General features: G+C 69.8%; 7 protein-coding genes. 5 read left to right on the forward strand and 2 right to left on the reverse strand.

The window, feature by feature from the left end; translation table 11 throughout:
- Nucleotides 1-15 precede the first annotated feature (15 nt).
- From ACIBAD_RS14230 to pglX, 3 genes are all read left to right on the forward strand, one after another.
- Nucleotides 16-2,475 carry an AAA domain-containing protein gene (locus ACIBAD_RS14230; RefSeq protein WP_398906700.1) on the forward strand — a complete coding sequence of 820 codons (2,460 nt, stop codon included), beginning with the start codon at nucleotides 16-18 and terminating at the stop codon, nucleotides 2,473-2,475.
- Nucleotides 2,476-2,655: 180 nt separating this feature from the next.
- Entirely contained in the window at nucleotides 2,656-7,347 is a 4,692-nt protein-coding gene (gene pglW / locus ACIBAD_RS14235) for a BREX system serine/threonine kinase PglW (protein WP_398906702.1), read from the forward strand.
- Nucleotides 7,344-10,964: a BREX-2 system adenine-specific DNA-methyltransferase PglX gene (gene pglX / locus ACIBAD_RS14240; protein WP_398906704.1), complete on the forward strand. Its 3,621-nt coding sequence runs from the start codon at nucleotides 7,344-7,346 to the stop codon at nucleotides 10,962-10,964. Before pglW ends, pglX begins: the two co-directional genes overlap by 4 nt.
- Nucleotides 10,965-11,028: 64 nt before the next feature.
- Here the strand turns inward: pglX and ACIBAD_RS14245 are convergent, their stop codons facing one another.
- Together ACIBAD_RS14245 and ACIBAD_RS14250 are read right to left on the reverse strand one after the other, a co-directional pair.
- A complete protein-coding gene (locus ACIBAD_RS14245; protein WP_398906707.1) occupies nucleotides 11,029-11,238 on the reverse strand; it encodes a DUF397 domain-containing protein in 210 nt (69 codons plus the stop codon).
- Nucleotides 11,220-12,062 (reverse strand): helix-turn-helix domain-containing protein, encoded by an 843-nt coding sequence (locus ACIBAD_RS14250; RefSeq protein WP_398906709.1) that lies wholly within the window; start codon nucleotides 12,060-12,062, stop codon nucleotides 11,220-11,222. The genes ACIBAD_RS14245 and ACIBAD_RS14250 overlap by 19 nt, the downstream gene beginning before the upstream one ends.
- Before the next feature lie 208 nt (nucleotides 12,063-12,270).
- On the opposite strand from ACIBAD_RS14250, the gene ACIBAD_RS14255 reads away from it, so the two are divergent.
- Nucleotides 12,271-12,540, forward strand: a complete 270-nt coding sequence (locus ACIBAD_RS14255; RefSeq protein ID WP_398906711.1) for a hypothetical protein — start codon at nucleotides 12,271-12,273, stop codon at nucleotides 12,538-12,540.
- Between the two features lie 14 nt (nucleotides 12,541-12,554).
- Complete coding sequence (locus ACIBAD_RS14260; protein ID WP_150527864.1) at nucleotides 12,555-12,773, forward strand: hypothetical protein; 219 nt, start codon at nucleotides 12,555-12,557, stop codon at nucleotides 12,771-12,773.
- The last annotated feature ends 125 nt before the right edge of the window (nucleotides 12,774-12,898 follow it).

Raw genomic sequence — 12,898 nt, forward strand, 5'->3', positions numbered from 1 at the left:
GCAGGGCAGTTGGCAGTGTTGGAAAGCAGCCTCACGGGATTCGACGCCCCGTCGTACTTCGCGGCGCTGAAGCTCATACGGACGCCCGGACAGGACGTGGCAGCGACCCAGGCCCGGGTGACGGAGGCGGAGCAGCGGCTCGGCCAGGCGGTCCAGCGCCTGGACCACCTCGCGAACGCCATCGGGACGGCGCACGCACGTCAGAAGGCCGCCGACGCCGCGAAGGACCGGTGGCGCGAAGTCGACGACCTCTCGGAGGAGATCACCCGGGTTCGGGAAGCGGCCGGGAACAGCGAGGTCGACGCCCTGCTCGCGGACGACCACCGCCGCGCCCTGGAACTGAGGCTGAAGGACCTCGAGGCGAAGGGCGCCGTCGGCAGGTGGCGGCAGCGCGACACGATCGCCGCCCTCCAGGACGAACTGGCGGACGCCCGGCGGGCCGCCACCGAGGCTTCCCAGGAGGCCCGCGGCACCGCGACCGCGCACATCGCCCGCATCGGTGCACGCATCAACGCACTGGCCGAGACCGTCCCCCTCACCCGGGACCAGATCGCCCGGCTCGAAGCCGACGCCGCATCCCTCGTGGCCGAGAGCGAGCAGGCGCAGCAACGGGCGGTCGCCCTCGAACAGGAGGCGATCCGGGCCTCCGAGACCGCCGCCCGCACCCGGCAGGCCCATGACCTGACCGAACACGCCGCCGGACGGGGCTGGCCGGCCCAGCACGACCGGGCCGAACGGCTGCGTCCCGCCGTGGCCGCCGACCGCACCCGCCGCCCGGAGCTGGAGAAGCAGTACCAGCAGGCGCAGGAGGAGTACGAACGGCTGGCCCGCAACGCCCAGGGCGAGATCATCAAGTCCGCCAAGCTGGTCGCCACCACGCTGGCCCGGTTCCGCACCAACCGAACGGTCCTCGAGGGGCCGTACGACGTGGTCCTCGTCGACGAGGCGCGTGCCGCGACCCTCCCCGAGGTCCTGCTCGCCACCGGAAAAGCAGACCGGGCGGCCGTCCTGCTCGGGGACTTCATGCAGCTGGGGCCGGTGATCCCGCCGGCCCTCGGCAACAACGACCGACCCGACATCAAGCGGTGGCTGCACCCGGACGTCTTCCAGCACTGCGGCATCCATGAACCCGCCGACGCCCAGGCGCACCCGTCCTGCGTCACGCTCACCGAACAGCACCGTTTCGGCCCCGCCGTGATGCGACTGGCCAACGACCTCGCGTACGGCGGTGTCCTCACGGGCGGCCCCCAGGTGCTGCGGGAGCGGCCGGACAACGACCCCGAGATCGTCCTCATCGACACCGACGGCCTGCACGAGCTGGCCCGCGCCCACCTGACCGGCAGCCGCAAGGGGTGGTGGCCGGCCGGCTCCCTCATCGCCCGGGCCCTGGCGGAACTCCACCGCGAACAGGGTGAAGAAGCCGGCATCGTCACGCCGTACGGTGTCCAGGCCGAGGCCACCCTGGAGGCACTGCGCGACGTCGAAGGCGCGGGGCGCCCGCTCGCGGAGGTCGGTACGGCCCACCGGTTCCAGGGCCGGGAGTTCGACGTCGTCGTCTTCGACACGGTGGAGGGCAGTGGGGACAGCCGAGAGCTGTGGATGGCCCTCGCCCACCGACAACCGGGGGCCGACGCCTGGCACCGCAACGGCGTCCGCCTGTTCAACGTGGCGGTGACCCGGACGAAGGCCCGGCTGTACGTCGTCGCCGGCGGGGCCCGCGTCAGGAACGCCAAGCCCGGAACGGCCCTGGCCCGACTCGCCGCGCTGATCGGATCCCCGGGCGTCCGGGTCCTTAAGGCCAAGCACCTGATCGCCCCGCCGAAGGCCCCGGTCCCGTTCCGCGGCGAGTTCGGCACGGCCCTGGCGGAGGTGTTGGGCCGACACGTGGAGGTGACCGACGTCCACGACGAGACGACCTTCTACGACACCTTCACCGAGGAGATCCACCGAGCACACCACTCGCTGTGGCTCTGGGCGCCGTGGGTCGCGAAACGGCTCCGCTCCCTGCTGCCCGCCCTGGCTGCCGCCGCCGACCGGGGCGTGCAGATCACCGTCTTCATCCGTGACGACACGGACCAGTTGCAGCGCAAGCCCGCGAGCCAGGCGCTGATCGCGGACCTGCGCGCCGTGGTCCACACAGTGATCCCGATGAACGTCATGCACCAGAAGATCGCGGTCTTCGACGAACGGACCGTCCTGCTCGGCAGCCTGAACGCCCTGTCCCAGAGCTGGACCCGGGAGGTAATGGTCGCGATGCGCGGCGCGTACTTCGCCCGCAAGCTGCTCGCGCACGAGCACGCGGAGACCTTCGCCCGCCCGCCGAAGTGCGGACGGTGCCAGGGTGCGGAGATCGAGATCCGGCGGCGGAAGAACGGCAACTGGTTCTGGCGCTGCTACGCCACCGCGTGCAAGACCACCCCGTCTGGCCGCTCCAACGCCTGGACCCAGGACATCCACCTGCGGGCCGGCCGCTGACACCTCTCCCGTCCGTGCTCAGTCACCGCACACCGGGGACCTGCTCCTTTTCTCTCTGATCAGGTCCGGCCGTCACTCCCTGCCGTTAGGATTCTCGGAGTTTCCGCCCGGTCCGGCAGCCCAGGACGCAGCGGGCGGAGATCACAGACGGTGCGGTGACGGAGAAGGCAGGAACGGCGCATGCGGGAAGGCCGCTGGACCACGGTCACCGAGTCCGAATTCGACCATGAGCGCCGCGCCCTGGACGCCATCCGGGAGCAGTTGCCCGACTCCGACCCCTGGCGGGCCTGGTCCAACTTCACTTTCACCGCGAACACCGGTCATGTCCGCGAAGTGGACCTGCTCGTCGTCGCCCCGGGCGGCGCCTGCATGATCGAGCTGAAGAACTGGCGCGGCACGGTCACCAGCGAGAGCGGCACCTGGGTGCAGATCAAGCCCAACGGCCGCCGGGAGCCGCACGGCAACCCGCTGCACCTGGTCAACAAGAAGGCGAAGGAACTGGCCGGGCTGCTCGGGCAGCACGGCAAGCGGGTCTGGGTGGCCGAGGCGGTCTGTTTCACGGACGGCTCGCTGCGGGTCCGGCTGCCCGCCCACGACCAGAACGGGATCTACACCCTTCCCGAGCTGCTCGCCATGCTGAAGCAGCCGCCGCGGGACGAGCGCCACCGGATCACCGCCGTCGACTCCCGCGAGATCAAGGCCGCGCTGGAGCGGGTCGGCATCCGCCGCAGCGACGCCGAGTACAAAGTGGGCCCGTACGAGCTGGAGCGCAAGGCCTTCGACGCGGGGCCGACCTGGGCGGACTACAACGCCCAGCACAGCGAGCTGCCCGAGACCGCCCGGGTCCGCATCTACCTCCGGGAACGCGGTTCCTCCGCGGCGCTGCGGCAGTCGGTGGACAACGCCGCCCGCCGGGAGGCCGCCGTTCTCCAGCGGTTCCGACACCCCGGCGTCGTCCAGTACCGGCAGTACTACCCGTCCGAGCACTCCGCCGGGCCCGTCGTCGTGTTCGACTACGACCGGCAGACCCTGCGCCTGGACGAGTACCTCCTCCAGTACGGCGACAAGCTGGACATCCTGGCCAGGATGTCGCTGGTCCGGCAGCTCGCCGAGACGATGCGCTCCGCCCACTCCCGACGCATCTTCCACCGGGCGCTGGCCGCCCGCTCCATCCATGTGATCCCGCGCAGCCGGGGCCGTGAGGGCCGGACGGTCGGCGAGGAGGCCGCGTGGCTCGCCCCGCGCCTGCAGATCTCCGACTGGCAGATCGCGACCCAGAGCAGCGGCACCAGCGGCGCCACCCCGGGCGCCACCCGGCTCGCGCCCACCGCGCTGTCCGCCATGCACCTGTCGGAGAGCTCGGACCCGTACTTCGCACCCGAGCTGACCGCCCTCAGCGCCGACCCGGTCTACCTGGACGTCTACGGTCTCGGGGTCCTCACCTACCTGCTCGTCACGGGTAGGCCCCCGGCCGCCAGCCAGGCCGAACTGCTCGCGCGACTCGAAGCGGGCGAAGGGCTGCGGCCCAGCTCGCTGGTGGACGGCCTGTCGGAGGACATCGACGACCTGGTCCAGGCCGCCACCGCCTACCGGCCCGCCCAGCGGCTGTCCACGGTGGACGAGTTCCTGGAGATGCTGGAGCTGGTCGAGGACGCCCTCACCGCGCCGTCCGCCGATGCCGCGGCCGCCGTCCAGGACCCCGCCGACAGCGCGGACAGCTCCGACACCGCCGCCGCGGCCCCCGAGAAGGACCCGCTGGAGGCCGTGGCCGGGGACCTGCTCGCCGGCCGCTGGGAGGTCCGGCGCCGGCTGGGCACCGGCTCCACCAGCCGGGCCTTCCTCGTCCGCGACCGTGAGGCCGATCCGCGCCATCCCCGCTCCCTGGCGGTCCTCAAGGTGGCCCAGTCCGACAGCCGTGGCGCGGTCCTGGAACGCGAAGCCGAGATCATGGGCCGGCTCCGCGCCGACTCCCGGGTGATCCGGCTCGTCGAGCCAAAGCCCCTGAAGATCGGCGGCCGTACGGTTCTCGCCCTGGAGTACGTGGGCGACGAGCGTGCGGCGGACCCGGACGGCACGGACGAGTCCGGCAGCCGTACCCGCCGCCGCGAGGAGACCGTGGCCCGCCAGCTCCGCGACCGCGGGCGCCTGCCCATGGACCAGCTGGAGGCGTACGGCGACTACCTGTTCGGCGCCGTCGACTTCCTGGAGGGCGAGGGGGTCTGGCACCGGGACATCAAGCCGGACAACATCGCCATCCGGATCCGCCCGAACCGCACCCGCGAACTCGTGCTGATCGACTTCTCGCTCGCCGGCTATCCGGCGACGGAACACGAAGCGGGTACCGAGGGCTACCTCGACCCGTTCATCGGGACCCTCACGCGCACGGCGTACGACTCGCACGCCGAGCGGTACGCGGTCGCCGTCACCCTGCACGAGATGGCCTCCCGCGAGCTGCCGAAGTGGGGGGACGGCTCCCTCCCGCCCCGGATGACCGACCCGAAGGAGTTCCCGTACCCGCTGATCGCGGCCGACGCCTTCGAGCCCGCGGTCCGCGACGGCCTGGTGGCCTTCTTCCGCAAGGCCCTGGCCCGGGACACGGCCAAGCGGTTCCCGGACCTCAAGCCGATGCGGGACGCCTGGAAGAAGATCTTCCTGGACGCCTCGCAGTCCGTCCCGTCCAGCCACCGCTCCCGCCACCCCGAGCCGGCGACCGCCCCGCAGACCCCCGAGGCCGGCGCCCCGGCCATCGCGCGGGCCGATTCCCTGACCGCCGACGAGCAGCGCGACCGGCTGGCCGCCGAGGTCACCCGGGACACCCACCTCTCGGCCGCCGGCCTGACCCCGGCCGCCGAGTCCTTCCTCTACGGGCTGGACATCACCACGGTCGGCGGCCTGCTCGACTACAGCCGCGTCAAGCTCCTCAACGCGCCCGGCCTGGGCGCCAAGACCCGCACCGAAGTGCAGCGCCGCCAGCGCGAGTGGGGCAACCTGCTGCGCGAGGAGCCGCTGTCCCCGCTCAGCCCGCGCGGCCGGGCGGAGGCCAAGGAGGAGCTGGCCCGGCTCACCGCTGCGGAATCAGCCGTACTGGGCGGACTCGCGACGGGCGAAGGCGCGGGCGGCCTGTCGGGCAAGGCCCTCCGGTCGGTGACCCTGGACACCCTCGCCACACTCCTCGTACCGGAGCTGAACAACAACCGCTCGAACGCCAACAAGATCGAGATGGTGCGGCTGCTGCTGCGCCTGCCCGACGAGCGGGGTGAGCTGCCTCCCATCGGAGTGTGGCCGAAGCAGAAGGACGTGGCGGAGTCGCTCGGCCTGTCTGCCGGACGCATCCCGCAGATGCTGAAGGAGGAGCGCAAGCGCTGGAAGAAACACCCGGCGGTGCAGGCGCTCCGTGAGGAGATCATCGGCCTGCTGGAAGGGCTCGGCCGGGTCGCCTCCGCCGTCGAGGTCGCGGACGCGCTGGCGGTGCGCCGCGGCACCCAGCTCGCCGAACGGGAGCAGCGGCGCGCGCTGGCGCTCGCCGCGGTCCGCGCTGTGGTGGAGGTCGAACAACTCGACCCGGAGGAGGCCGAGTTCCAGCACCAGCCGAACCGCAAGGCGACGGAGGACTCCCTGGGCGCGGGCCTGCTGGCCCTGGACGTCCGCGAGGGCGACGGCCCGGACACCCCGACCGCCCCCGGCCTGCTGGACTACGCCTCCCGGCTGGGCCGTACCGCGGACCGGCTGGCCCGCCTGGACACCCTTCCGACGGCGGCGACCGTCCTCGGCGAGCTGGCCGCGCTCACCGTCCCGCCGGGCACCATCGACTGGGACGAGCGCCGCCTGGTCGAGCTGGCCGCCGCCGCCTCGGCGAACGCGGCGGCCACCCCGCGCCTGGAGATCTACCCCCGCGACCTGGCGTTCGTACGGGCCCTGCGCCTCACCCAGGCCGGCCTGGTCCGCCTCACCCCGGGCATGCCGGAGGGTCGCCAGCCCGGCATCCGGGCGGAGGACATCCACGAGCGTGTACGGGCCCGCTTCCCCGAACTGGTCGTCCAGGACGCGCGGGGCACTCTCACCCACGACCTGCCGACCGGCGGACCCCTCACCAAGGCACTGCGGGACGCCGGCTTCGACCTCACCCTGTCCACCCGCGAGGGCACGAAAACGCTGCGCTACCTGCCCACCCGCATGGACAGCATCACCAGCTACCTCACCTCCGGCTCCGGCCCACGCGCCACGGACATGGGCGCCGCCATCCGCTACGCGGACGACCCGCTGCTGGCGGGCGCCGCCCGCGCGGACGAACGGCTGCGCGTCTCCGCCCGCAAGGACGGCTACCGGGTCCTGACCGTGCACCACGGCAGCTCCCCGGCTGCCGTCCGGGCCCTGGAAAACCGTATGGGCGCGGCAGCGGTCTCGGTGACCGAGCTGTTCCTGGACGCCCTGCACGCCCTGGTCCCGCCCGGCACCAAACCGACGTGGGACACCCTGCTCAAGGCGGACGCGGCGGAGGCGGGGTCGCGCGGGGCGCTCAAGTTCGCCGAGTACGCGCGGACGGCGTGGGGCGCGGTCGAGCCGCGCGTCCGGGACCTCCTCGCCCCCGCCGCCGGCTCGGGCCCGGTCCTCCTCACGGACGCATCGGTCTTCGCCCGGTACGACGCGATGGGGGTCCTGGACCGGCTGGCCGAGGCCGCCCGGCAGGGCGGGCGCGGTCTGTGGCTCCTCGTTCCGCAGGGCGACCCGGCGCGGGAGCCGAGGCTGGGACAGGTGGCCGTGGCCTACCAAGTGGGCCTGGGCGAATGGATCGAACTTCCGGACTCATGGGTCCAGGACCGGCACCGGCAGGCAGCCGACGCCACTGCTTCAACCGAGGGAGACGCCAAGTGATCGACCGCAAGGCCCTGTTGGACGATCTGAAGAAGCAGGTCACAGCGGCCGAGGCCGATCTGACGAAACAGGTCAAGGCCGTCGAGGAGGTCGGCGCGAGGCTGAAGGCCGAGTACGACCGCGCCCGCAAGCTGGGCCGCACGGCGGCGACCTGGAACTCCTGGCTGGACGAGCGGGTCACCCAGGTCGCCGTGGCCTGGGTGCTCGGCACTGTCTTCGTCCGCTTCTGCGAGGACAACGGCCTGATCCCGGAGCCGTACCTGACGGCCCCGGGGACGGATCGCCGCGACCTGGCCCTGGCCAAGTACGAGGAGTACGTGGCCACGTCCGCGGACCCGACGTACCGAGGCTGGCTGGAGCACGCCTTCGAGGAACTTGGCGCCGGTCAGGCGGGCCGCCTCCTCTTCAACCGCCGCCACAACCCGCTTTACCAGATCCCGCTGTCCCACGACGGCGCCAGCGACCTGGTGGACTTCTGGCGTACCCGCGACGAGTCGGGCGTCCTGATCCACGACTTCACGGACCCGCTGGAGGAGGACGGCGACGGCACGAAGGGCTGGGACACCCGGTTCCTCGGCGACCTGTACCAGGACCTGAGCGAGGCCGCACGGAAGACGTACGCGCTGCTCCAGACGCCGGAGTTCGTGGAGGAGTTCATCCTCGACCGGACGATGAACCCGGCGGTCCGCGAGTTCGGCTACGACGGCCTGAAGATGATCGACCCCACGTGCGGGTCAGGCCACTTCGTCCTGGGCGCGTTCCGACGCCTGGTCCGCCTGTGGGCGGATGGCCAGCCGGCCAAGGACCTGCATGAGCGGGTCGCGGCGGCCCTTGATTCGGTCCACGGCGTCGACCTGAACCCGTTCGCGGTGGCCATCGCCCGCTTCCGACTGCTGGTGGCGGCAATGGCGGCGAGTGGGGTCCGGACGTTGGCGGAGGCCGCGCGGTACGAGTGGCCGATCCACCTGGCGGTGGGCGACTCCCTGATCAAGCACCGCCACAAGCAGGAGAGTCTCTTTGATGGCGACGGATCGGAGGACTCGGACGAACTGGCCGAGTTCAAGTACGAGACGGAAGACATCCACGAACACCCCGACATCCTGAAGCAGGGGCGCTACCACGTGGTGGTCGGCAATCCGCCGTACATCACAGTGAAGGACAAGAGGCTCAACGAGCTCTATCGAGGTCTGTATGACGCATGCTCGGGAAGCTACGCACTGTCAGTTCCGTTTGCCCAGCGGTTCTTCGAGCTTGCAGTCGCAGGCGATGCTCAGAGCGGTTACGGGTACGGCACAGTAGGGCAGATTACAGCAAACTCGTTCATGAAACGCGAGTTCGGCACAGGACTGATCGAAACGTTCTTCGGGCACGAAGTAGAACTGACAGAGGTTATCGACACATCAGGGGCCCATATCCCTGGACATGGAACTCCGACTGTGATCCTAATCGGACGACGACGCAGCGGCAAAACAAGATCCTCGACCATTCGCACAGTTCGGAGCGTGCGCGGCGAGCCAACAGTTCCAGCGCGCGCGCACGAAGGTCTCGTCTGGCAGTCAATTCTCACCCAGATCGATGAAACACAAACGAATCAATGGGTGGCCGTTGACGATCTTGACCGGGGTCAACATTTCGCCACGCACCCTTGGATCCTCACAGCTGGCGGCCGTGAGCTGATTCAACAGATCGAGGCCAGTAGCGATGCACCCCTCTCTCACATTGTTGCCCACATCGGAGCAAGTGCGGTAACGCGCGAAGACAGCGCGTTCCTCCTGGGGTCAGGATTTCTGCGACGCCATCGCATTCCACGCGGACAGCAACGCGCCCTCGTAGAGGGAACCACGCTGCGAGATTATGCCATCGTCGACCCAACACAGGGCCTGTGGCCGTATTCGGAAGAGAATCTCAAAGCCGTTGCACCCACTCCCGTAGAAAGAGTATTGTGGCCGGCGAAGCGCGTTCTACGCGAACGGACAGCATTCGGCAAGAAGCAGACTGACCGCGGTCTCGCATGGTTCGAGTATTCCATGTTCTTCAAGTCACGCTACAAAACTCAACCCGCACTCGTTGTCGCATTCGTCGCAACCCACAACCACTTCGCCCTCAGCCGTCCGCGCGACGTTTTTCAACACTCCACCCTGATGCTTGAACCAAAGAATTCCATTGACCCGGAATCGCTGATCAAACTACTAGCTCTCCTTAACAGCTCGACGTCCTGCTTCTGGCTAAAGCAAGTATGTCACGACAAAGGGCACGGCGGGATCGGCGGGGGAATCGCTAGCGAGGAATGGGAAAAATTCTACGAGTTCAACAGTAGCAACCTGGCCGAATTTCCACTCCCTGCTCACCTCCCTACAAAAGTGGGTGGCCGCCTTGCTGAGCTCTCCGAGAATCTTCAATTCACCTGCCCGTCCTCGCTAGGAGCAGTGGAAGTACCAACTAGTGCTGGCCTGCGTGAGTCGCATGGCTACTACACGAGAGCCCGAGCCAGGATGATCGCACTCCAGGAGGAACTGGACTGGCAGGTCTACTCTCTATACAACCTGCACCCCGAAGACCTCCGCGCCTCCGAAGACCCCGACTCCCCCGACATCCCCGAACTCGCCCTCGGCGAGCGCGCCTTCGAGATCGTGCTCGCGCGCCGCGTCGCTGCAGGTGAGGCCAGCGACGAGTGGTTCAAGCGGCACGGGTCCACGCCCATCACCGAGATCCCCTCCCACTGGCCTGCCGCCTACCGGGAGGTCGTCCAGAAGCGGATCGATGCCATCGAGTCGAGCCGCGCCATCGGCATGATCGAGCGGCCCGAGTACAAGCGCCGCTGGGCCACCGAGGGCTGGGACGCGCTCCAGGAGAAGGCTCTGCGCGCCTGGCTGCTGGACCGGATCGAGGACCGCTCGCACTGGTTCGATGAGAACGGCATGCCCGCCCTCGTCACCCTCTCCCGGCTCACGGACAACCTGTCCCGCGACGAGGACTTCGTCTCCGTCGCCAAGACCTACGCCCCGCGCAAGGAACTGCCCGCCGTCGTCGCCGAGCTGATGGCCGACGAGCACGTACCGTTCCTCGCCGCCCTGCGCTACAAGCCCTTCGGGCTCAAGAAGCGCGCGGACTGGGAGCATGTCTGGGACCTCCAGCGGCAGGAGGACGCCGCCCCGGACGAGCCTGCCAAGCGGAAGATCCGGGACAGCATCCCCGTGCCACCGAAGTACACCTCGGCCGACTTCCTGCGCCCCTCCTACTGGCGGGCCCGCGGCAAACTCGACGTGCCCAAGGAGCGCTTCATCTCCTACGGCCAGACCAACGCCCCCAGCCCGGAGCTGTACGGCTGGGCCGGCTGGGACCACGCGGAGCAGGCGTATGCCCTCGACACGTACATCGCCGCCAACGAGGCACTGACCGCGGAGGAAGCGACGCCGTTCCTGGCCGGCCTGCTGGAGCTCCAGCCATGGCTGGACCAGTGGCACGACGAGTTCGACGCGACCTTCGGCTCCTCCAAGGCCGCGTTCTTCCGTGGTGACCGCCAGATGGAACAGGGCAAGCACGGTCTGACGGACGATGACCTGCGGGCCTGGCGTCCTGCCGCCGCCACGCGTGGCCGCCGTACCACCAAGAAGTAGCAGTCCCCACGACGCAGAACGGCTTCCCGTGATCCCTCGATCACAGGAGGCCGTTCGGTCGTTCTCAGACGGTCAGCTCGTCGGCCCGGAGCGCCGCGACGAACGAAGCCCACTGCTCTGCCGGGAACACCAGCACTGGACCATGCGGGATCTTGCTGTCGCGCACCGGCACAACGGCAGCGAAGTCATCCGAGACCTCGACGCACTGGCCACCGTCCGGGTTGCTGTAACTGCTCTTGCGCCATGTAGCGGCACTCAGGTCGATGGATCGCACGGCACTTCCTCCAACATGCGCAGGATGAACTTCCGCGACGCGGGCGGGGAAAGCGCCATGTCGCGAACCGCATCGTAGGCGCGTTGCAGACGCTCGACCGATGCGTTTTCCTCGATGAGTTCACCACGATGGGCGCTCTCCGCGTATGCCACGGTACGGGCATCGGGCAGCCGCAGGAACATGACGTCGGTGCTCACCAACCCATGTGGCCCGACCTTCAACGGCAATACGTGAATCGTCAGGCAAGGCCGATCGGAGAGGTCCACCAGCCACTCAAGCTGGCTGCGCCACTCCTCTTCGTTCGCCAAGCCAGAGCGCAGTACCGCCTCCGAGAGGATCGTCCGGAACGGCGGCGCATCCTTCCCCTCCAACACCTCCCGCCGGGACATCCGCGCCTCAACCTGCTGCGTGAGCTCCGGCTCCGCCATCCCGCCCGCCGTCAGGAGCTCCCGCGCGTACCCCTGCGTCTGCAACAACCCCGGCAGCACACTCACCGCGAAATGCCACAGGCTCACCGCCTCCGCCTCCAGCGCCATGTAGCGCCGGTACTGCTCGCGGAACTGCCGCTGGTCGCCCGCCGCGACCTCCCACAGCGCGAGCAGCAGCCCCGGCGTCCCGTAGTGCTGGTCCAGTGCCTGGACCACCTCCGGGCCGCCCAGGGTCTCGCCCTTCTCCATCTTCCCGAACAGCGACCAGTCCCACCCCAGCCGCTCCCCCAGCTGCCGCAGACTCGCACCGCTCCCCGTCCGGAGTATCCGCAGTTCCTCCGCGAACCGCTGGCGTGGTTCCTGGCTGCGGCCTGTGATGACGCGTCGCTGCGGCATCGCGCTCCCCTCCGAGGACGGTGCTGGCGTGGAAGGTGTGGAACCACTGATCACCTGCGGCGAAGCACAACAGCCCCACGGCGTGGCGGGCCGGTTCCGGAGACATGCTCGTCATGCCCGCACTACGCACGGTAATCCGACGTGCCGACCCGGGTCAGGCGAACGACGGAAACCCCCTCGACCGGAACTCCCCACGACAGGAGCCCTCATGGCAACCACGCCACACCGCCGGACCACGAACACCGCACACGCCGCACGCGCAGCCCGCGCCAAGGTCACAGAAGCCCTCGCCGCGCGCGACGCACTCGCCGCCGCCCTCTCCCGGGCCGGAATCCAGCTCCCCGCCATGGACGTCCGTACCCCCTGGCCCGAGGAGCGCGCCGACGAGGTCCGGTACGCGCTCGTGCACCTGGGGGTCTGCTCCGCGCCCGTCGCCCACGCCCTCGCCACCGTCATCGCCAAGGGCGCCGCCGGGTGACAGACCCGCCACCCGTGCGCCTCCGGCCCGGCGACGCCGTACGGGACCGTCGACGCGGCCGGGTCGGTGTCGTCACCGGCCGCGACGACGCCCACGACGGCGTCCGGCTCCGCCCGCTCACCTCCGGCCCGCAGTGGACCGCCGAGGCGGCCGATCTGGAGCCGGTGAGCCACCGGGAGCGGCTGCGAGCCTGCCTCGCCGAGGTGAACGCCCGCAGCCGGAGATCGATTTGAGCCAGACGTCCAGGCCAGGCCTGCCCGGAGCGGTCGGGTGATCACGGCCTGCCCTACCATGGCCGGACCAATCTCAGCGGCCCGACGAGCTTCCTGACCGCACGCGCGCAGGCGCGGGGCGGACA

The sequence above is a fragment of the Streptomyces sp. NPDC051109 genome (assembly GCF_044455885.1).
Taxonomy (GTDB): Bacteria; Actinomycetota; Actinomycetes; order Streptomycetales; family Streptomycetaceae; genus Streptomyces.